The sequence below is a fragment of the Amniculibacterium aquaticum genome (genome assembly GCF_003852705.1).
In the GTDB taxonomy this organism is placed as follows: Bacteria; Bacteroidota; Bacteroidia; order Flavobacteriales; family Weeksellaceae; genus Amniculibacterium; species Amniculibacterium aquaticum.
The window spans coordinates 112,600-132,642 of the sequence record NZ_REFA01000004.1; the positions used below are offsets into that span (position 1 = coordinate 112,600).

The 20,043-nt window shown below is 36.9% G+C and carries 21 protein-coding genes; 11 read left to right on the forward strand and 10 right to left on the reverse strand.

Annotated features, from left to right (window positions below):
* The first annotated feature begins 108 nt into the window (after positions 1–108).
* The 10 genes from EIY84_RS03085 (at position 109) to ypfJ (ending at position 10,490) form a co-directional block, all read left to right on the forward strand.
* Entirely contained in the window at positions 109–1,137 is a 1,029-nt protein-coding gene (locus EIY84_RS03085; protein WP_124640402.1) for a GDP-mannose 4,6-dehydratase, read from the forward strand.
* Positions 1,138–1,245: 108 nt separating this feature from the next.
* Positions 1,246–1,467 (forward strand): DUF2795 domain-containing protein, encoded by a 222-nt coding sequence (locus EIY84_RS03090; protein ID WP_002662059.1) that lies wholly within the window; start codon positions 1,246–1,248, stop codon positions 1,465–1,467.
* A gap of 160 nt (positions 1,468–1,627) precedes the next feature.
* Entirely contained in the window at positions 1,628–4,699 is a 3,072-nt protein-coding gene (gene secA, locus EIY84_RS03095) for a preprotein translocase subunit SecA (RefSeq protein WP_124640404.1), read from the forward strand.
* 89 nt (positions 4,700–4,788) lie between these two features.
* Positions 4,789–5,112: a hypothetical protein gene (locus EIY84_RS03100; RefSeq protein WP_124640406.1), complete on the forward strand. Its 324-nt coding sequence runs from the start codon at positions 4,789–4,791 to the stop codon at positions 5,110–5,112.
* 111 nt (positions 5,113–5,223) lie between these two features.
* The gene (locus EIY84_RS03105) at positions 5,224–5,571 is read left to right on the forward strand and encodes a type II toxin-antitoxin system RelE/ParE family toxin (protein WP_124640408.1); all 348 of its coding nucleotides are present in this window, start codon (positions 5,224–5,226) and stop codon (positions 5,569–5,571) included.
* Complete coding sequence (locus tag EIY84_RS03110) at positions 5,571–5,876, forward strand: helix-turn-helix transcriptional regulator (protein WP_124640409.1); 306 nt, start codon at positions 5,571–5,573, stop codon at positions 5,874–5,876. The genes EIY84_RS03105 and EIY84_RS03110 overlap by 1 nt, the downstream gene beginning before the upstream one ends.
* A 285-nt stretch (positions 5,877–6,161) precedes the next feature.
* On the forward strand, positions 6,162–6,863 hold the full coding sequence (locus EIY84_RS03115) for a tetratricopeptide repeat protein (RefSeq protein WP_124640411.1): 702 nt from the start codon (positions 6,162–6,164) through the stop codon (positions 6,861–6,863).
* Positions 6,864–6,867: 4 nt separating this feature from the next.
* Positions 6,868–7,350, forward strand: coding sequence for a 6,7-dimethyl-8-ribityllumazine synthase (gene ribH / locus EIY84_RS03120; RefSeq protein ID WP_124640413.1), 483 nt, complete (start codon positions 6,868–6,870; stop codon positions 7,348–7,350).
* Between the two features lie 141 nt (positions 7,351–7,491).
* On the forward strand, positions 7,492–9,582 hold the full coding sequence (locus EIY84_RS03125; protein ID WP_124640415.1) for an LTA synthase family protein: 2,091 nt from the start codon (positions 7,492–7,494) through the stop codon (positions 9,580–9,582).
* A 50-nt stretch (positions 9,583–9,632) separates the two neighbouring features.
* Positions 9,633–10,490: a KPN_02809 family neutral zinc metallopeptidase gene (gene ypfJ / locus EIY84_RS03130; RefSeq protein ID WP_124640417.1), complete on the forward strand. Its 858-nt coding sequence runs from the start codon at positions 9,633–9,635 to the stop codon at positions 10,488–10,490.
* Positions 10,491–10,557: 67 nt separating this feature from the next.
* Here the strand turns inward: ypfJ and EIY84_RS03135 are convergent, their stop codons facing one another.
* Both EIY84_RS03135 and EIY84_RS03140 read right to left on the reverse strand, forming a co-directional pair.
* The gene (locus EIY84_RS03135; protein WP_124640418.1) at positions 10,558–11,379 is read right to left on the reverse strand and encodes a GLPGLI family protein; all 822 of its coding nucleotides are present in this window, start codon (positions 11,377–11,379) and stop codon (positions 10,558–10,560) included.
* Positions 11,357–11,656 carry a hypothetical protein gene (locus tag EIY84_RS03140; protein WP_124640420.1) on the reverse strand — a complete coding sequence of 100 codons (300 nt, stop codon included), beginning with the start codon at positions 11,654–11,656 and terminating at the stop codon, positions 11,357–11,359. Before EIY84_RS03140 ends, EIY84_RS03135 begins: the two co-directional genes overlap by 23 nt.
* A gap of 206 nt (positions 11,657–11,862) precedes the next feature.
* Here EIY84_RS03140 and EIY84_RS03145 point away from each other — a divergent pair, with 206 nt between their 5' ends.
* Positions 11,863–12,144, forward strand: a complete 282-nt coding sequence (locus EIY84_RS03145) for a hypothetical protein (protein WP_124640422.1) — start codon at positions 11,863–11,865, stop codon at positions 12,142–12,144.
* A gap of 32 nt (positions 12,145–12,176) precedes the next feature.
* Here the strand turns inward: EIY84_RS03145 and EIY84_RS03150 are convergent, their stop codons facing one another.
* The 8 genes from EIY84_RS03150 to EIY84_RS03185 all read right to left on the reverse strand — a co-directional run bounded on the left by EIY84_RS03150 (position 12,177) and on the right by EIY84_RS03185 (position 19,830).
* Positions 12,177–12,797: an outer membrane beta-barrel protein gene (locus EIY84_RS03150; protein ID WP_124640424.1), complete on the reverse strand. Its 621-nt coding sequence runs from the start codon at positions 12,795–12,797 to the stop codon at positions 12,177–12,179.
* A 48-nt stretch (positions 12,798–12,845) separates the two neighbouring features.
* On the reverse strand, positions 12,846–13,646 hold the full coding sequence (locus EIY84_RS03155; RefSeq protein WP_124640426.1) for an ABC transporter ATP-binding protein: 801 nt from the start codon (positions 13,644–13,646) through the stop codon (positions 12,846–12,848).
* Positions 13,646–14,398: an MlaE family ABC transporter permease gene (locus EIY84_RS03160; RefSeq protein ID WP_124640428.1), complete on the reverse strand. Its 753-nt coding sequence runs from the start codon at positions 14,396–14,398 to the stop codon at positions 13,646–13,648. Before EIY84_RS03160 ends, EIY84_RS03155 begins: the two co-directional genes overlap by 1 nt.
* 25 nt (positions 14,399–14,423) lie before the next feature.
* Positions 14,424–15,797 (reverse strand): exopolysaccharide biosynthesis polyprenyl glycosylphosphotransferase, encoded by a 1,374-nt coding sequence (locus EIY84_RS03165; protein ID WP_124640430.1) that lies wholly within the window; start codon positions 15,795–15,797, stop codon positions 14,424–14,426.
* Between the two features lie 37 nt (positions 15,798–15,834).
* Positions 15,835–16,464, reverse strand: a complete 630-nt coding sequence (locus EIY84_RS03170) for a 7-carboxy-7-deazaguanine synthase QueE (RefSeq protein WP_124640432.1) — start codon at positions 16,462–16,464, stop codon at positions 15,835–15,837.
* A gap of 5 nt (positions 16,465–16,469) precedes the next feature.
* On the reverse strand, positions 16,470–17,354 hold the full coding sequence (locus EIY84_RS03175; protein ID WP_124640434.1) for a bifunctional 5,10-methylenetetrahydrofolate dehydrogenase/5,10-methenyltetrahydrofolate cyclohydrolase: 885 nt from the start codon (positions 17,352–17,354) through the stop codon (positions 16,470–16,472).
* Between the two features lie 64 nt (positions 17,355–17,418).
* On the reverse strand, positions 17,419–19,053 hold the full coding sequence (gene pgi / locus EIY84_RS03180; RefSeq protein ID WP_124640435.1) for a glucose-6-phosphate isomerase: 1,635 nt from the start codon (positions 19,051–19,053) through the stop codon (positions 17,419–17,421).
* A gap of 135 nt (positions 19,054–19,188) precedes the next feature.
* Complete coding sequence (locus EIY84_RS03185) at positions 19,189–19,830, reverse strand: hypothetical protein (protein ID WP_124640437.1); 642 nt, start codon at positions 19,828–19,830, stop codon at positions 19,189–19,191.
* Positions 19,831–20,043 lie beyond the last annotated feature (213 nt).

Below are 20,043 nucleotides of genomic sequence, written 5' to 3' on the forward strand. Positions count from 1 at the left end.
ACAAAGTAAATTTAAGGCTTTTATATTGATAATCAACATGAAACCGTGATTTTCAATTCAATATTAATCTTTTCTAAAAAAGTCAATATATTTGCGAAAAAGCATCAAATGACATATCTTGTAACTGGAGGGAGTGGTTTTATTGGCTCTCATTTGGTAGAACATCTTCTGGAAAATGGACATTCTGTCATCAATATAGATAATTTTGACACATTTTATAAGTATCAAAATAAAATTCTGAATACTTTAGAAAGTATCGGTCAAGACATTGATTTTCAGTTTGAAGAAAGAGAAAAAGACCTTCAGAAATTGGAGAAAATTGTAAATTCGGACAACTACACTCTTTATTATCAAGACATTAGAGATCTAAATGGTCTAAGAAACATTTTTAAAAATCATTCGATAGACATGGTGATTCATTTGGCGGCATTGGCCGGAGTTCGGCCATCGATAGAAAGACCTTTGGATTATGAAGAAGTCAACCTAAGAGGAAGCATGAATCTTTGGGAACTGTGTAAAGAATTTGATGTTAAAAAATTTGTTTGCGCCTCCAGCTCAAGCGTTTACGGAAACAACGACAAGGTGCCTTTTTCTGAAAACGATCCTGTTGACCGACCGATTTCGCCCTATGCTGCGACCAAAAAATGCGGAGAAATTATGGGTCATGTTTACCATCATCTTTATCATTTAGATCTAATTTTCCTGAGATTTTTCACCGTGTACGGACCAAGACAACGACCGGATTTGGCCATTAGAAAATTCACGCAATCCATCATCGAAGGAGATAAAATCCCATTCTACGGCGATGGCAAAACCGCCAGAGACTACACCTTTGTCAATGACATAATCGACGGGGTATTAAAGTCCATTTCATATTTAGAAAGCAACACGAAAGTTTATGAAATCATCAATCTTGGTGAAAGTGAAGTGGTTAGCTTAGACAGAATGCTTTCTACCATTGAAACCGAGTTGGGCAAAAAAGCCGACATCAACCCGTTGCCCATGCAACCTGGTGATGTGCAGAGAACCAATGCCGACATCGACAAGGCAAAAACCATGATCGGTTATGCACCAGATACAACATTCCAAAATGGCATAAAAAAATTTGTGGAATGGTTTTTGAGAAAACAACGCTAATGTTTTTTTTAATTATTTTGATTTTATCTTAGCAAACCGCTAAAAATCAGTACGAAAAAACTTTGATTATTAACCTATTTTTATACTTTTGCAAAAAAAATAATTTTTATGTATTGGACATTAGAATTAGCATCATACCTGAGCGACGCTCCTTGGCCAATGACCAAGGCAGAACTAATTGATTATGCCATCCGTACAGGGGCACCAATGGAAGTGGTAGAAAACCTACAAGCCATTGAAGATGAGGGAGAAATCTATGAAAGCATCGAAGAGGTGTGGAGCGATTATCCTACAGACGAAGACTTCCTTTGGAACGAGGATGAGTACTAAAAACGATTGGCACTTGGCTTATTGTCATTTGCCTTTTTTTAATTTTTAGTCAACAGTCTTATTATCATTCGGTTACTCAATCGAAAGACCAATCATTGAATTATTAAATCTAAAACCAAAGTTTAGCATCGGTTTCTCTGCTGCTATTCCCAATTATACTATGAGTTTTTTAAACAAAGTTCTGAAAGGTTTTCTAGGCGATAAAAATGCCAACGACCTGAAAGAAGTAAAGAAAGTAGTCGCTAAAATTAAATCGGTTGAAGCGGGTATTCAACAGCTATCCGACAACGGATTGAGAGAAAAAACCGAAGCTTTCAAATCTCAAATAAAAGCAGCCTCTGCACAAGTAAACGAGAAAATCGAAAAAATTCAAGAACAAATCAAATCGTCCAACAATGTGGATGAGAAAGAAGCGTTGTTTGGAAATATTGAAGTTCTAAAGAAAGAAGCATATCAACTAGAAGAAGTGGTTTTGAACCAAATTCTTCCTGAGGCTTTTGCTTTGCTGAAAGAGACCGCAAGAAGATGGGCTCAAAATGGAGAAATCCGTGTTACAGCGACAGATTACGATAGAGACTTGGCCCAAACCAAAGATTTTGTAGAAATCCAAGGCGATGTAGCCGTTTGGAAAAACTCATGGAATGCTCACGGCACCGATGTAGTTTGGGATATGGTGCACTACGATGTGCAGTTTATTGGTGGTGTTGTTTTGCACTCGGGTAAGATTGCCGAAATGGCAACCGGTGAAGGTAAAACCCTTGTAGGGACACTACCCATCTACCTGAATGCTCTTCCAGGAAGAGGGGTGCATGTTGTAACCGTAAACGACTATTTGGCAAAAAGAGACTCCGCTTGGATGGGACCTTTGTACCAATTCCACGGATTGAGTATTGACTGTATCGACCATCATCAACCCAACTCTGACGCCAGAAGAAAAGCCTACAACTCCGATATTACCTACGGAACCAACAACGAATTTGGTTTCGATTATCTTAGAGACAACATGGTCACCAATCCAGACGAGTTGGTTCAAAAAGAATTAAATTTTGCCATTGTCGACGAGGTGGATTCTGTTTTGGTCGATGATGCCAGAACTCCATTGATCATCTCCGGACCGGTTCCACAAGGTGACCGCCAAGAATTCGATGTACTGAAACCTTCAGTTGACCGTATTGTTGGAGTTCAAAAACAAACCGTAACTCACATTTTTGCGGAAGCTAAAAAATTAATTGCCCAAGGAAACACCAAAGACGGAGGCTTCAAATTGTTGCAAGCTTACAGAGGTCTTCCGAAGAGTAAAAATATTATAAAATTCCTTTCCGAAACTGGAAATAGAGCCCTATTGCAAAAAGTTGAAGCGCAGTACATGCAGGACAACAATCGCGATATGCCGATTGTAGATAAGGATCTTTATTTCGTTATCGACGAAAAAAACAATCAAATTGACCTAACCGACAAAGGTGTGGAGTACATGTCCCAAGGTTACGAAGACAAAGACTTCTTCGTATTGCAAGACATCGGAACAGAAATCGCCGAGTTAGAAGCTAAGAATTTGACTAAAGAAGAAGAATTCGAAGAAAAAGAAAGATTGTTTGCCGATTTTGCCAACAAATCCGAGAGGGTACACACCATGAATCAGCTACTGAAAGCCTACACGCTTTTCGAAAAAGACGATCAATATGTGGTGATGGATGGTGAAGTAAAAATCGTTGACGAACAAACCGGCCGTATCATGGAAGGTCGTCGTTATTCCGACGGGTTGCACCAAGCGATTGAAGCCAAAGAAAGTGTAAAAATTGAAGCGGCAACACAAACTTTCGCTACCATTACTTTGCAGAACTATTTCCGTATGTACAACAAATTGGCGGGGATGACCGGTACTGCAGAGACCGAAGCTGGAGAGTTTTGGCAAATCTATAAATTGGATGTTGTGGTGATCCCAACCAACAGAACCATACTAAGACACGACAGACACGACTTGGTATTCAAAACCAATAGAGAAAAATACAACGCCGTAATCGAGGAAATCGAAAGACTTACCGCACAAGGAAGACCCGTTTTGGTGGGAACCACTTCGGTTGAGATTTCTCAGTTGCTTTCCAAAGCGTTGCAATTAAGAAAAATTCAGCACCAAGTTCTAAATGCGAAGTTGCATAAAAAAGAAGCCGAGATTGTTGCCGAAGCAGGTAGAGGCGGCGTGGTAACCATTGCTACCAACATGGCAGGTCGTGGTACCGACATCAAACTGAGCAAAGAAGTAAAAGAAGCTGGAGGTTTGGCGATTATCGGTACAGAAAGACACGACTCCAGAAGGGTCGACAGACAGTTAAGAGGTCGTGCCGGTCGTCAGGGAGACCCTGGAAGCTCTCAGTTCTATGTTTCTTTGGAAGATAATTTGATGCGATTGTTCGGATCTGAAAGAATCGCCAAAATGATGGATAAAATGGGACATAAAGAAGGAGAAGTTATTCAGCACTCCATGATTTCCAAATCCATCGAAAGAGCTCAGAAAAAAGTAGAAGAAAACAACTACGGTATCCGTAAAAGATTGTTGGAGTACGACGATGTAATGAACAAACAAAGAGATGTAATCTATAAAAAAAGAAAGAATGCTTTGTTTGGAGACCACCTAAAATACGACATCAAAAACATGATTTTCGATGTTTCGCATTCCATCGTTAACAAAACAAAATTGGAGGGAGATTACAAAGATTTCGAATACGAAATTATCAAGAATTTCACCATGGGTGCTCCTGTTTCGGAAGCCGATTTTAAAAACAAAACGGTTGAGGAACTTACACAAACGGTTTTCAACGCTGCCGATGAAGATTATCAAAACAAACTTCGCTTGTTGAAAGAAAAAGCTTTCCCAATTATCGAGAATGTCTATCTCAACCAAGGTAACATGTTCAAGATGATCCAAGTTCCGTTTACAGATGGACACCGCTCCATCACCATAGTAACCGATTTAAAAGAGGCGTATGAAACAAAATGTGAGAATCTAATCAACGATTTCGAAAAGAACATTACTCTGTCTTTAATCGATGACAACTGGAAACAACACCTAAGAGAGATGGACGACCTAAGAAGATCTTCTCAAGGTGCCGTTTACGAACAAAAAGATCCGTTGGTGATCTACAAACAAGAATCGTTCTATTTGTTCAGCGAAATGGTCGATAAGATCAATAAAGAAACCATTTCTTTCTTATACAAAGGAGAAATCCCAGCATAGAAATTTATAAATATTAAAAAAAGCGAGCTAATTAATAATAATTAGCTCGCTTTTTTCGTTGTATGATTATAATTAAATAAAAAAACAACATGAAAAAATATTTTTTAACAACAGCGCTGGCCTCTTTATTTTTGATGTCTTGTCAAACCAAAAAAACTTTAGGCGGGAACCCTTTTCCCGGAGACGATGCTTTGTATGCAAAATATAAAGAATTAATTAAGGAAAATAAAAAGAATGAAAAGCAAACCGTATTTATCATCAACGGTAAGCACTACAGTCAAGATCAGTTTAGAAAAGGTTTGGATGGGAATTCTAAGATGAATATTATCAGTATAAAAGATGAATCCCAAATAAAAACCCTGGGATACTCCCCAAAAAAAGTGAACCGAATTTTGGTTATCAACAAATTGTAATTTGATCTTCTGAATAAAATATAGAGCTCGCTGTAAATGTTCTCGCGCTCTCGTCAAAAAATCAACAACACAAAATTTGTAAATTGTAAACTTTTAAGTTAACTTTGTGAAATGAATTCTCAAAGACAAATTATTTTTCACAAACACTATTTCATTGACTTTTATGTCGAACAAAATGAAAAAGTGCAGGAAAAAATTGAGTATGTTTTTAAGATTTTAAGAACCGTTCAGAATGTTCCAAAAAAGTTTCTAGACCATATGACTGGAACTGATGGACTTTATGAAATTAGAATAGAATTTGAAAGTAACATTTACAGGATTTTTTGCTGCTTTGACAAAGGTAATTTGGTCGTTCTATTTAATGGATTCCAAAAGAAGTCTCAAAAAACACCAAAAAAAGAAATCGACTTGGCTTTGAAATTAAAAGATGAATATTTTAACTCAAAAAAAACAAAGTAATGAATAAAGAAAATATCAAAAATGCTAAAAACTTTGATGAGTTATTAGACATTAAATATGGCAAAATCGGCTCTGAAAATAGAGATAAATTTGAAGAAAAAGCACAATATTTTGTAATTAGTGAAATGTTGAAAGAAGCCCGTAAAGAAGCAAATATGACACAAGAACAACTTGCTGAAAAAGTAGGGACAAAGAAGAGTTATATTTCTCGACTTGAAAATGGAAAATGTGATATTCAACTTTCAACTCTTTATAGAATTTTCGAATTTGGACTAGGAAAACGAGTAAACTTACTTTTTGGATAAAAATAACGCCTACAGCTAACGGACAGTTTTGCAAGAGAGTTGGGAAAGTTCTCCGTTTGAAATATTTTAGTATATTTAAAACACAGTCCTCGCAAGGAAAGTTGTACTAAAAGACCGCTCCCTCGAAAAGCTGCTAAAAACGAAAACTGAATGATTTACACATTCGGTTTTTTTGTTTTTGTTAAAATTATATTCAAAATGACATGAAAATCTTTTAGTATTCACAAAAGAATTTTGTAAATTGTTCAGAAACAATTAAATTTGCATTTCAATTTTTAAAAAAATATGGCAAAACATACAAGTAAGCACGAGCTGGAAGGAAAAGAAACCGTTGAGTTTTTTCAGGATCTCGATAGAGAAGCACTGAACACGGAGAAATTATTGGAGAAATATGCCAAACCCGTTGGTGGAGTTTTCGCTTTGCTTATCGCAGGTGTTTTAGGATATTTTGGATATCAACAATACATCGTTCAGCCTAAAAATGACGAGGCCATAAAAGGATTTGTACAAGCACAAAAACAATTGGCAGAAGGAAAAGAAGCCGAAGCATTGGGCGGAAAATCAAAAGCAAATCCAGGATTTGTTGGTACTTACGATGCCTATTCCGATACCACAGTGGGCAAATTTTCTGCATACAATGCCGGACTTATCGAGTTCAAAAAAGGAAATTTCCAAAAAGCATACGATTTGTTGGATAAATTTTCGTCCGACAATAAAGTTTTCGAAGCGATGAAATTTGGCGCAATGGCCGATTGCCAATCTGGACTTAACAAAAACAACGAGGCGTTGAGCCTTTTGGACAAAGCAATTTCCACTTCTGATGACCCGTACACTTCGTATTTTTTCACTAAAAAAGCAGGTGTTTTGGCTTTAGGAATGAACAAAAAAACAGAAGCTAAAAAATACTTCTCGACCATTGACGAGAAATATAAAGATCAAGATAACGGTATGAGCGATGCTTATATTGAAATGACAAAATATTTTTAAAATTATGGCTACAGTCAATCTATCAGATTACCAGCCACTTCAGATATGCAATGCCGATGAACTCAACATCGGCATTGTGTTTTCCGAGTGGAATTCTTTTGTGACGCACAATTTAAGAGATGCTTGTTTGGACATCCTTCAGCACGAAGGTGTAAAAGCTGAGAACATTTCTGTTTTTCAAGTTCCCGGAGCTTTCGAACTTTCTTACGCTGCAATGCAATTGTGTAAAACCAAAAAATACGATGCAGTAATTTCCGTAGGATGTGTGATTCGAGGAGAAACTCCTCATTTTGATTTCGTTTGTTCTGCTGTGGCTCAAGGCATCAAAGATTGTAACATTCTTACCGATGTGCCAACCATTTTTTGCGTTTTGACCGATGACACCAAAGAACAATCCTTGGCAAGAAGCGGTGGAAATCTCGGAAACAAAGGAGTTGAAGCCGCCGTTACAGCTCTTCAAATGATTGATTTCAAGAAAAAGATATAACCAACAAGTTTATTTTGTACACAAAAAACTTGATTAACTTTAAGCCACAAAAATTTGAATTTAATTTTTGTGGCTTTTTATAAATAACAACAGTTCTCCGGTCAGGCATTTGACGAGAATTTCAAACCCAATACAAAGTATATGAATACCTATTTTGACAAAATAAAACCTTTTCTGTTCCTAGGAATTTTATATTTGATAATTTCCCTTTTATTAAGGTTAGTTTTCGTTTTCCATCCCATAACCACGGCTTCATTTGGCTTTTTAGAGATCATAAAACTGCTTTTTATTGGGTTGTTGAATGATGGTTTTGTGTTCGTATTGGCGAGTACTGTATTGGCACTGTACTTTCTTTTTTTATCGAATGGCAAATACGAAAAACCTTGGGGTTATATCCTATTCGGGTTGTTTCTTTTGGCATTGGTATATACCGTCTTTGTCCCAAACAATATATTCAAACAATATGGCGGTAGTTTTCCGGAAATCGCCATGGCATTTATCGGTTTGAAGACCTTGTTTTTTGGTTTGATGCTTTTTTTACCCAATCAAAGGTTGAAAATCAGAAATGTTTTGTATTTCATTACATTATTTTTGTATGTATTGGTTATGGTTTTCAATGCGGTGAGTGAGTATTTTTTCTGGAATGAATTTGGACTTCGCTATAATTTTATTGCGGTAGATTATCTTATCTATACCAACGAAGTGATCGGAAATATTATGGAAAGTTATCCGGTGATCCCGTTGTTTGCGGCCATTTTTATTATAACGCTGACCTTCACTCTTCTTATTTTTAAAAGATCCAAATCTTCACTTTTATCCTTACCGAATTTCAAACAAAAAATAATTTTGTTAGGCACCTTTCTCATCATGGGGATTTGTTCGGTTTTTGCCATCAATTCTTTGTTTAGCCTAAAAGGATCCAACACATTTTCAACTGAAATCCAAGCGAACGGTTTGCCCAAATTTTACGATGCTTTTGTACATAAAGAATTGGATTTTTTTGCCTTTTACCCTACACTTCCACAAAATGAAGCTGAAAAAATATTTTTAAAACAATTCAACCCACCGTCCCTCTTCAGACAAGTGGTTTCAACAAAACCAGAAGAAAAGAAGAATGTGGTCTTGATCTCTGTAGAAAGTCTGTCTGCGGATTTCATGAAATCGTATGGCAACGAGCAGAACATTACCCCTTTCTTGGATAGTTTGGCGACAAAATCCTTTGTTTTCACCAATTTATATGCTACCGGCAACCGTACCGTTCGTGGTTTAGAAGCTCTAACCCTATGCATTCCGCCCACTGCTGGGGAAAGTATTGTGAAAAGGAAAGACAATAAAAATAAATTCTCAACAGGTTCTGTTTTCAAAGCGAAAGGCTATCAAGTAAAATACCTTTATGGAGGATATAGTTATTTTGATAACATGCAGGATTTCTTCTCCGGAAATGGGTACGACATTGTGGACAGAGACAGCTTCAAACCAGAAGAAATTTCTTTTGCCAATGTCTGGGGTGTCTGTGATGAAGATATGGCAAAAAAAGCCATTACAGTGATGAACGAAGAAGCCAAAACCGGAAAGCCCTTCTTCAACCATTGGATGACGGTTTCCAATCACCGTCCTTTTACATATCCAGAAGGAAAAATAGACATTCCCGGAAATGCAAAATCCAGAGAAGGTGGAGTAAAATATACCGACTATGCGCTGAAACAATTCTTTAACTTGGCAAAAAAACAAAGTTGGTACAAGAATACCGTTTTCGTCATCGTATCCGATCATTGCGCTTCTAGTGCTGGTAAAACCGAACTTCCTTTGGACAAATACAGAATCCCAGGAATGATTTTTTCTGAAGGTTTTATAGAGCCTCAACAGTTTACCACCATGACATCACAAATCGATGTGATGCCCACACTGATGGGAATGCTTAATTTTTCATATCCTTCAAAATTTTTGGGACAAGATGTCCTTCAACCTCATTATTCGCCAAGAGCTTATATTGCTACTTACCAAGATTTGGGACTGATAAAAGACCATTATCTAACAATTATTTCACCCACAAAAAAAATTAAACAGTACGCTCTAACTTTACAAGAAAGTACATTGCCTCCTGCTTTTAAATTGATGTATCACGAAAATTTGGTGAATAAAAACAATGATTTCTTGGTAAACGAAACCATTGCCACCTACCAAAGTGTCAGTTATTGGGTGAAGCAAAAAATGTTAAATCAAAGTAAATAAGAGTACAGATGTCTTCTTTTTTATAAATTTGAACGAAAAACAATGCAAATATGAAATGGACAAACGATTCTAGTGACATGGTCGATGACCGAAGAGGCAAAGGCGGAGGCGGAGCGCTGATTGGAGGTGGTCTGGGAACTTTAATAATTGCGGCTATCGTATTTTTCCTAGGTGGAGATCCTTCTGCCATATTAAATTCGGGAAGCTTGCAATCTCAAACCGCACCTACAGAACAGCGACAACTGAGTGCCCAAGAACAACAAATTGGGAAAATGGTAAGCATGATTACCGCAGAAAACGAACAAACTTGGACGCAAATCTTTCAAGAAAACGGGATGCAGTATAAAAAACCAAGAGTGGTCTTGTTCGAAAACACAACACAATCCGGTTGCGGTACCGCTCAATCGGCCATGGGACCTTTTTATTGTCCAGCCGATCAAACGGTGTATATGGACATGAGTTTCTTTAGTGAGTTACAACAAAAATTTGGTGCTCGTGTTACGGAGTTTACCGTGGCTTATGTTATGGCTCACGAAATGGGCCATCATGTACAAACCCTTTTGGGGACGACACAAAAAGTAGATGCCCTAAGACAAAGTGGTCGTTATTCCGAAGCCGATATCAATAGAGTATCCGTGGCTACCGAGTTGCAAGCTGATTTTTATGCTGGCGTTTGGGCAAAAAAAACCGACGATAGAGAACATTTCCTAGAGCCTGGCGACATACAAAGTGCGATGGAAGCAGCAGCAGCCGTTGGTGACGATAACATACAAAAAAGGTCGTCGGGATATGTTAACCAAGAAGCCTTTACTCACGGATCTTCCAAACAAAGAATGGAATGGTTTATGAAGGGCTACCAAACAGGAGATATCCGCCAAGGCGATACCTTTAACCAATTATTAAAATAAACCTTTGCACATTTTTTTCACAGAAACTAAAAAGAAGCTGACCTCATCGGACAGCTTCTTTCGTTTCTTAATCAAGAAAATTATTCCTTCTGCTTAGGTTTTTATTAATCATTTCTTCATCTTCTTTTGCTACTTTTCGTCGTAATTTTACATAAGAAACAGGAGATTTTAGAAATTCTTTTCTTTTGTCTAGAAATCTAGAATATGTAGTTTCTATGGCGTTCTCAATTATTTTAAATTCGGTTTTTCTCTTTTCTAAAGAAATTAATAAAAATTGATTATTCATTTGAACATCATCAATTTGTAGAATCAAACCTGGCAGACCTTTAAAATTGTAAGGTCCTTCTGGAATTGGGATCTCATTGGAATACCAAGCTATAACCATCCTATTTCCATAACTTCCTTCTGCTTTCTTACACAGATGTCCACTTATCATTTTTGTTTCATTAATGAGTTTCCACAAACATTTATTTACTGGTTTATACCGATATGAATCGGTATAAATATTGTCATAAATATACACATTTCCGTTGTTTACAAAAACCTCTGGCTCAAATACCGCTGAAGAAACCGAAGGACTAACAAAAGTAAAACCTCCTGTTGAAGATGCATTATCAAAGGCTTTGTTAAACGCTTGATTATAGATAGAATCAACCACAAACTTTTGATGACTTCTAAATAATGAACCTTTTTCTCCTATCTGGAGAGTTGCTAATTCAACATATCTTGTGCTTACATCTAAAGTGTCATCAATTGATGAAATCCTATATTTACACAATAAATTCGCTGAATATATACCTTCCTGACACAACAAATAATTTGTTGACATAAGAAAAATAAATAAGACTGTTTGAAATTTACTGAATTTAATTGTCTTTCCCCAATCCATTATTATATGATTTACCACATGTTTCTATTTCAGCTAGCAGCGCTTCTTTCTTAGCACATTCATGTGCCGCTTGTATCGATTTTGCATCACCTGAAGTATACCTATATCCGCTATTCTCAATGATTGGACCACATGTTGTATGGGTATTCGTCTGATAGCAAACCTGTTCAACAGTATTCGCTAATTTACTTTTCACATTTTCACTCACAACCATTTTCTGATGTTCCATTTTTCCGTTGTTGGCACTCATCAATCCCGCAACACAAATCGTTGCCATTACTAATAACTTTTTTCATAGTGTAATTCATAAATTTGTTAATAACACTACGAAATTAAAATTATGCAAATTATTATCTAAAACCACAAAAACATCAACAATTTATAATCATTACAAATAATATCATAATTTACAACAACAGAAAATCTCTTTTATAATTTTATACCAGTCAAATCTATTTTCTATTTTTGTAAAAAATACACACTATGAAAAGCCTTAGCATCATCGGAATAATCCTTTTGGGACTCTCTTCTTTTCTGTTTTATCTTACTGCCGATTTTTCTGTTGAAAAGCTTTCTTTACCTCATATTATGGGGATTATGGCCGGCATTGGTATCGGACTCATCATCGGTGGAATGGTAGGCTACATCAGTAAAGGTACTGCCATAAAAAACGAGCAAAAGAAAAAAGAAATGGAGGCTTTGAAAAAAGAAAAAGCCGCCTTGGAAAAACAAGCGGCTGAATTTTCTCATCAACAAAAAAACTAAGTTCTAAGAGCCTTTTAAAATTTAAACAGACTCTAAAACTGATAACCTAATCCTAAAAACAGGAGACTTGGAGAGTTGTCATACACAATATCTTGTCCTGTTTGTTGATTGATGAAGTTTCTTTCTTCTCGGTTGAAAGCACCTTCGTACCTTCCACTCACAATCAGATTTTTAATGGTTAATTGGGCTCCTAACTGATATCCCAATGCAAATTTCTTTGTGTTAAACTCTTCAAAATCGTTGTACCACTTGTTGTTCTTCAGTTTAAACAAAGCTACAGGCCCTGCATACACCCCAAAATATTCTCCAACCAAATCCATACCCACCAAAACCGGTACATCTACTCTTTTATTGTTTGCAGATAAAGTCGTATTGGTTTTGGACTCGGTAAAGTTATTTTTGAATTCGGTATAATAAATTTCGGGCATGACGAAAAATGAAGTCCCGGGTAGGGAAATCTTGGAGGACAGGCCCACATTGTATCCAACGCTATTTTTGCCACTTTCATCATAAGTTGTACCCAAAGATGATGATACATCCTTCCATGTAGAAGAGGCTGTTGGAACGGCTAGATTTGCCTTAATAGAAAACTTGGCTTGTGCACTACAGATCCCGGCTGTGGCTATTGTTAATAGCAGAATTAATTTTTTCATTTTTAAATGGTAAATTTTCGTTAGTTTCTTTATAACGCAAAAAAGTAATTATTCGTCTTTTGAGATGGTGTTGTGTATGGACGATTGGTTGTTTTCCAACATGAATTTACGAAGTTCTTTAAAGAGCTCAGACGAATACACAAAATCGATAAGATATTGGTTTTTGGCATCTATCAAAATGTCCTTATTCCCTTCCCATTCTTTGATTCCTAATCGCAAGTAGATGATCTTTTCACCAATGGTCATCACCGAATTCATATCGTGGGTGTTGATGATGGTGGTGGTGTTGTATTCTTTGGTAATTTCCAACAACAAATCATCAATGATGTTCGAAGTATAGGGATCCAAACCTGAATTGGGCTCGTCACAGAAAAGGTATTTTGGATTGTTGACAATCGCCCTTCCAATGGCCACCCTTTTTTGCATACCTCCGGAAATTTCTGAGGGAAATTTTTTCTCTGCATTTTCCAATCTAACTCTACCAATAACTTCTTTCACCCTCTTTTTCTTTTCGGTATAAGTCAGGTTGGTAAACATGTCCAAGGGAAACATAATATTCTCCTGCACCGTCATGGAATCGAAGAGTGCTGAACCCTGGAAAACGGTTCCAATTTCGGAACGAAGTTGTTGTTTATCATCACGAGACATTTGGTTGATGTCTCTTTCATCAAAAAGAATCTCGCCACTGCTGGGTTGGTACACATTGAGCAAGCTTTTCAGAAATACCGTTTTCCCGGAACCACTCTGCCCGATAATCAAGTTAACTTTTCCCTTCTCCAATGTGGTAGAAATACCTTTTAGCACCTCTGTGGTGTCAAAACTTTTTCTTAAATCTTTAACTTCAATCATCAGCTCAAAATCATTTGGGTTAATATCAATTCGGAAATAATAATCGCAATCATCGTCCAAACTACGGCTTGAGTACTGGCCCTACCCACTTCTAAAGATCCTCCTTTTACAAAATATCCAAAGTAAGCCGGAATGGTTGCAATAAGAAAGGCAAACACAAAAGTCTTGATAAAGGCATAGTAAAAGAACAAGTTGGGCATGTAGCGTTGTATCCCCGTAATGTAATCGTTAGAAGTCCAATTTCCGGTAAGATTTCCGGCAATATAACCTCCCCAAATCCCAAACACAATACTGATGGCTATCAGTAAAGGATTAAAAATGAGACTGGCAATAATTTTTGGTAAAATTAGAAAATTCGGAGAATTGACGCCCATAATATCCAAGGCATCAATTTGTTCGGTAACCCTCATCGTCCCGATGCTTGAAGCGATGTAGGAACCCACCTTTCCTGCTAAAATTAATGAAATGATGGTTGGCGAAAATTCCAATACCAAAACCGCTTTGGTAGCAAATCCTACAAAAACGATAGGAATGGGTATGGTTGCCGATTGGAAGTTATTGTACATCTGTATGGCAACTACAGCACCAATGAAAATGGAAGTAAATACAACCAGTCCAAAAGAGTTAACTCCTAAATCGTAAATTTCTCGCATAAGAACTTTGAAAAACACCGATGATTTTTGGGGTTTTTTCATGATCTTACCCAAAAGCATAAAGTATTCGCCAATTCTCGTAAAGAGTGTTTTTAGCATGATATTTTTGTTAATTAATATAAATTTATTTTGCGTTTTTGTCTCCAAAAACCATAAGGAAAATTGTTTTTAAAATTAAAATTCCATCCAAAATCATGGACCAATTTTTGACATAATAGGCATCGGCCAAGATTCTTTTTTGCATCTCAATTTCCATATTCTCTTCTTGATCCCCTCGATAACCACTGACCTGTGCCAATCCTGTTATTCCGGGTTTTACAAGGCTTCTCACGGTATATCTCCCTATGATGGGTTTGTAATAATCATCCACCAAAAGCATATGAGGTCTCGGTCCAACAACGGACATGTCCCCTTTCAAAACATTGATGAATTGTGGCAATTCATCCATACTGGTTTTTCTTAGGAATTTCCCAATCTTGGTAATTCGGGCATCGTTCTTCAAGGTGGTTTTAGTGGATGACTCTTCGTTGACCACCATGGTTCTGAATTTGATGCAGTGAAACACCTCATCGTGGTAACCGTATCTTTTTTGTTTAAAAAAAACAGGGCCTTTACCACTCAACTTGATCAACAATGCGATAATTGGAAACAACCACGAACAAAAGAATACGAGCACCAGTACCGAAAAAACAATATCGAATGCTCTTTTAAAATAATAATTGATATAAGAATCCAGCGGAAATTTTACCGGCACCAATATGGGTTGGGCTTCAATATAATTCAGTTCATACCTGAAGTAATTGTCCTGGACAATGCTGGGTATAAGGATAATTCTTACTTTGGCCAACTCGGCTTCTTCAAAGATTTTCATTTCCAAATCTTTATCAAAACCCGTATTTTCTGAGTTTAAAAAAAGAGTATGTATGGCATAATCTTTCCAAAACTTTTTAATTTTTTCTATAGACTTGTCCGTTTCTGTGAATTTATACATCCTAAATCCATAATCTTTTCTTTGGGAAATGATGTCTTCTAAGATGATGGATGCTCCGGTAATTTCGCCAAGAAACATTACATTTCTAAAGTTTCCGCCCAGCAAACGGAAAGACTTTAACAAAAAGAAAATAAAACTCTTGATGATGAGCATGGCAACAAAAAGAGTAAAAACCATCAGAAATCGCTCCGATTTTATAAACTCGTTGTTACTGACTTTTCCCAAAAGTATAATTCCAAAAAGAAAAACAACCATGTGGGTGAAGTACCGCTCAAGATAGTGGGTATAGGTTATATTTCGGGATACATTGTACAGTCGTGTTCTACTGCTGAGAAGTACCCAAAACAAGGATAAGAGAAGCAAAGAAAAAATATTTTGTTCTCGGGCATCCTCGGTAATCACAGGATTTTTTAGCCTGAAAAAATACATAAAAACACCTGCCAAGACTAAAATGTCCAGCAGGATTACTATTGTTTTTATATATCTAGAATACCTTAATCTTTGCATGAATTGTATCTGTCCTACCCAATTTATACGCCCAAAATTATGGGATATTCAGGTATTTGTGTGTTTGTACAGAAGCTTGCCATTCTGGGTGTTTTAGGATGTAATCGGTAATTTTTGGATAATTTTCATTCCTTTTGCTCCATTCACTTTGCAAGTACAACTTACAGTTCTTATTGACTTTAGCAGCTTGTTCTTCAGAAAAAATAAAATCGTGCTGATTGAAGATAATCATTTTCAGCTCGTGAGCTTTTTCATAAATTTCTTGCAGCGGGAGTTTTGATTTTTTGGGTGAAAGGGTTATCCAGTCCAATTGTCCTGAAAGCGGATAAGCTCCAGAGGTCTCTATGTGAATGGTGCAGCCCAAATCTTTTAACCGAGCCGTAATATAATCCAAGTTATAAGTCAAGGGTTCTCCACCTGTAAGCACAATGGTTTTGCAATGCGATGCTGCTGTCTGTACAATTGTTTCTACATCCATCAAAGGATGTAGGTCGGGGTTCCAACTTTCTTTAACATCGCACCAGTGACAACCGACATCGCAACCGCCAACACGGATAAAATAGGCTGCTTTTCCAGTATGTGCACCTTCGCCCTGAATAGTATAAAAATGCTCCATGATGGGGAGCATTTTACCTTCTTTTAATAATATTTCTTGTTCTTGAGTCATTCTTTTTAGTCGTTATAGACTGAAGTTTTATAGGCAATCAGTGTGTTTTTCATCAACATTGATCGGGTCATAGGACCTACACCTCCAGGTACTGGTGTTATCCAGCTTGCTTTTTCGGCACAGCTATCAAAATCCACATCTCCAGCCAGGTGATATCCTTTTTCGGTATCGTCATCAACACGGGTAATGCCTACATCTACAATAACAGCACCTTCCTTAATCATGTCTCCTTTCAGGAAGTGCGGATCTCCAAGAGCTGTAATTACGATGTCTGCTTTTTTGGTGTACTCTTCAATCTGTTCGGTGTACGAGTGCGTTAGGGTAACGGTAGAGTTTCCAGGAAAATCTTTTCTACCCATCAAGATACTCATTGGTCTTCCGACAATGCGGCTTCTACCGATGATCACACAATCTTTACCTTTGGTTTCGATGTTGTATCGCTCCAAAAGAGTTAGGATCCCAAATGGTGTTGCCGGAAGGAAAGTATCCATTTCCAACGCCATTTTCCCGAAATTTTCCGGGTGAAAACCGTCCACATCTTTTCTTGGATCAATCGCCATGATGATTTTCTCTTGATCGATTTGTTTTGGCAAAGGCAATTGAACAATGAATCCGTCCACTTTTTTGGACTTATTCAATTCATCGATTTTTTCTAAAAGTTCCGCTTCTGAAACGGTTGCCGGAAATTTTACCAAAGAAGAAGTGAAACCTACTTCCTGGCAGTCTTTTACTTTAGAATTTACATACGCCTTACTGGCTCCGTTGTTACCTACCAAAATAGCCACCAAATGCGGTGCTCTTCTTTTACCCGCCAAGATTTTATCAACCTCTGCTTTGATTTCCATTTTCACCTCTTTGGAAACCTTTAATCCGTCTAAAATTTGAGCCATGTCTTTCTTTTTACTTTATTATTACTTTTATTTTATATTCTAATTCCTAAACGGATGCGATGCATTAAGAATTTCTTTTAATAAAATTCATCAATCCAACAGTAGAAGAATCTTGCAAAGATACAACTTCTTGATTTTCCAATTCGGTGAGTATGGACGATGCTATTTTTTTACCCAATTCTACTCCAAATTGGTCGAAACTAAAGACATTCCAAACAACACCTTGTACAAAAATTTTATGCTCATAAAGAGCGATGAGCTGTCCCAAATTATAAGGATTCAGTTCTTTGAAAACCAGGTTAATGGTTGGTGTATTTCCTTGGAAAATTTTAAAAGCAGAAGTCTTTTCTATTTTAGCATTCATAATCTGATCTTCATCCAAAAGAACTTCCTGATTGGTTTTCCCAAATGCCATGGCTTGGGATTGTGCAAGACAGTTTGCTAATAATTTTTCTTGATGCCCTGTTAGCGGGTTACAAGATCTAACAAAAGAAATAAAATCTACAGGCACCAGCTCCGTCCCTTGATGGATGAGCTGAAAAAAGGCATGTTGTCCGTTGGTCCCTGCCGCTCCCCAAATGATAGGCCCGGTTTCGTACTCGACAAAATCGCCGTTTCTGTCAACAGATTTGCCATTACTTTCCATATCGGTTTGTTGCAAATAGGCCGGAAATCGGTCCAAATACTGAGAATATGGAGAAATAGAATAGGTTGTCGCTGCAAAGAAATTCCTGTACCATATCCCTAAAAGTGCCATGATTACAGGTATGTTTTTAGAAAAATCGGTTTCTTTAAAATGCGTATCCATCTGATGTGCTCCTTTCAGTAATTGTTCGAAATGATCATAGCCAACGGCCAAAGAAATACTAAGCCCAATGGCTGACCACATAGAAAATCTTCCGCCAACCCAGTCCCAAAATTCAAAAATATTTTCTTGGGAAATACCAAAATCCATTACTGCAGTATGATTGGTTGATAGTGCAACAAAATGTTGTGCAACATCGGAATCTTTTGCCGATTTCAAAAACCAATCTTTTGCCGACTGTGCGTTGGTCATGGTTTCTTGTGTGGTAAAAGTTTTGGATGCAATAACAAATAAGGTGGTTTCGGGGTCCAAATTTTTAACCACTTCTGCTAAATGATTTCCATCTACATTGGAAACAAAATGAACATTCAGTCTGGTTTTATAAAATTTTAAAGCATCAACTACCATTTGCGGACCAAGATCCGAGCCTCCAATGCCAATATTAACGACATCGGTTATGGCTTTTCCGGTGAAACCAAGATGATCTCCAGAAAGTACTTTTTCCGTGAAGTTTTTCATTTGGTTTCTTACCGCAACGATCTGTGGCTTGATGTTTTCTCCATCCACCAATATTTCTTGATCGCCAAAATCTCTAAGTGCCGTGTGCAGAACGGCTCGGTTTTCGGTTTCGTTGATTTTTTCGCCGCTGAACATGGCCTTAATGGCCTGATCCAGCTTGCATTCTTCCGCCAAACAAAATAGAGTTTCGAGGGTTTCTTCATCCACCAAACTCTTTGAAAAATCAAAAAGAAAATTTTCGTTTTCAATAGAAAAATCTTTGAAACGGTTAGGATTTTCATTAAAAAGAGCTCTTAAATCAAAATCTTTTTGAGCAAAAATATCATTAAGCAATGCCCAACTTTGGGTTTGAATGGGATTAATTTTCGGAAACATGTATTATTTTATTGCTAAAATGTTCAAAAAAGCAAATTTAATAAAAACGATTTTGAATACTCTTATAAACTTAAAAAAAACAATCATAAAAAAACCACTTCTGCTGTGAAGTGGTTGTATAAAAACTTTGATGGATTAAGGTTTTTTAGCCAAAAAATACTCGGCTTCGGCTTGTCCCCAGTTGGGAGCGATGGTCGAGCTGGTTTTGTATGCTTTGTACTGGTCCAATGCTTTTTGGAAAAGTGCCAACCCTTTTTCTTTACTGCCTCCAAATTGTGCAGGTGTAAAATAAATATCTTCTGCTTTTAGCAAAGAAATTCTTGGGTTGTTAGGATCCATTTTTTCAGCTTTTGCCAATTCTTCATTGGCTTTCACCCCATAAGTCATGTATCTTTCTTGTGGGTTCACCAGCATTCTTAGCGTATAGCTCATTTTCAACAAAATATGATTTTCGGCACTTGGATTGATGGAGTTGGCCAAGTTTGCAAACTTCTCTCCAATTCCGGCATAGAAATCCAGATTGTCCGTCTTTCCGGTTCTCATTTCTAATCTTCCTTTTTGTAGAGCAGAATATGCCGAGTAATAATACGGCAACCATTCTTTTTGCTCTTTGGTACCGATTCTATCAAAATCGTTCATCAATTTTTGGTAATCATCTGCGGTTTGTGCCTTATCCAAAAGAGCGATTTTTTCTGACATTACTTTCTCGTATGCTGTTTGGGCGTAGGCAACAGCACTTGCAAAAACTAAAGTTAAAGTGAAAAATATTTTTTTCATTTTCTATATTGTTTTATTGTTTATCTTAATTTTCTTTGTCAAAGATAGGATTTTTTTAAAATTATTTTATTTTTTTTTATACCATTTGTAGTCTTCCCCAAAAACAGAAACGAATATAAATATAGTTTTTAACTTTGGGAAATATGAAACAGAGCAAATTTACAGAGGTTCAGATTGTGAAGATCTTATCTGAACAAAATCAAGGAAAAACGG

What these genes read in the sequence shown, in the direction of transcription:
- EIY84_RS03145 (WP_124640422.1), top strand. Translation starts at nt 11,863, where the DNA reads ATGAAAAGCCTTAGCATCATCGGAATAATCCTTTTGGGACTCTCTTCT.
- EIY84_RS03085 (WP_124640402.1), top strand. Translation starts at nt 109, where the DNA reads ATGACATATCTTGTAACTGGAGGGAGTGGTTTTATTGGCTCTCATTTG.
- EIY84_RS03160 (WP_124640428.1), bottom strand. Translation starts at nt 14,398, where the DNA reads ATGCTAAAAACACTCTTTACGAGAATTGGCGAATACTTTATGCTTTTG.
- secA (WP_124640404.1), top strand. Translation starts at nt 1,628, where the DNA reads ATGAGTTTTTTAAACAAAGTTCTGAAAGGTTTTCTAGGCGATAAAAAT.
- EIY84_RS03115 (WP_124640411.1), top strand. Translation starts at nt 6,162, where the DNA reads ATGGCAAAACATACAAGTAAGCACGAGCTGGAAGGAAAAGAAACCGTT.
- EIY84_RS03150 (WP_124640424.1), bottom strand. Translation starts at nt 12,797, where the DNA reads ATGAAAAAATTAATTCTGCTATTAACAATAGCCACAGCCGGGATCTGT.
- EIY84_RS03100 (WP_124640406.1), top strand. Translation starts at nt 4,789, where the DNA reads ATGAAAAAATATTTTTTAACAACAGCGCTGGCCTCTTTATTTTTGATG.
- ypfJ (WP_124640417.1), top strand. Translation starts at nt 9,633, where the DNA reads ATGAAATGGACAAACGATTCTAGTGACATGGTCGATGACCGAAGAGGC.
- EIY84_RS03185 (WP_124640437.1), bottom strand. Translation starts at nt 19,830, where the DNA reads ATGAAAAAAATATTTTTCACTTTAACTTTAGTTTTTGCAAGTGCTGTT.
- ribH (WP_124640413.1), top strand. Translation starts at nt 6,868, where the DNA reads ATGGCTACAGTCAATCTATCAGATTACCAGCCACTTCAGATATGCAAT.
- EIY84_RS03105 (WP_124640408.1), top strand. Translation starts at nt 5,224, where the DNA reads ATGAATTCTCAAAGACAAATTATTTTTCACAAACACTATTTCATTGAC.
- EIY84_RS03090 (WP_002662059.1), top strand. Translation starts at nt 1,246, where the DNA reads ATGTATTGGACATTAGAATTAGCATCATACCTGAGCGACGCTCCTTGG.
- EIY84_RS03110 (WP_124640409.1), top strand. Translation starts at nt 5,571, where the DNA reads ATGAATAAAGAAAATATCAAAAATGCTAAAAACTTTGATGAGTTATTA.
- EIY84_RS03165 (WP_124640430.1), bottom strand. Translation starts at nt 15,797, where the DNA reads ATGCAAAGATTAAGGTATTCTAGATATATAAAAACAATAGTAATCCTG.
- pgi (WP_124640435.1), bottom strand. Translation starts at nt 19,053, where the DNA reads ATGTTTCCGAAAATTAATCCCATTCAAACCCAAAGTTGGGCATTGCTT.
- EIY84_RS03125 (WP_124640415.1), top strand. Translation starts at nt 7,492, where the DNA reads ATGAATACCTATTTTGACAAAATAAAACCTTTTCTGTTCCTAGGAATT.
- EIY84_RS03135 (WP_124640418.1), bottom strand. Translation starts at nt 11,379, where the DNA reads ATGGATTGGGGAAAGACAATTAAATTCAGTAAATTTCAAACAGTCTTA.
- EIY84_RS03170 (WP_124640432.1), bottom strand. Translation starts at nt 16,464, where the DNA reads ATGACTCAAGAACAAGAAATATTATTAAAAGAAGGTAAAATGCTCCCC.
- EIY84_RS03140 (WP_124640420.1), bottom strand. Translation starts at nt 11,656, where the DNA reads ATGGCAACGATTTGTGTTGCGGGATTGATGAGTGCCAACAACGGAAAA.
- EIY84_RS03175 (WP_124640434.1), bottom strand. Translation starts at nt 17,354, where the DNA reads ATGGCTCAAATTTTAGACGGATTAAAGGTTTCCAAAGAGGTGAAAATG.
- EIY84_RS03155 (WP_124640426.1), bottom strand. Translation starts at nt 13,646, where the DNA reads ATGATTGAAGTTAAAGATTTAAGAAAAAGTTTTGACACCACAGAGGTG.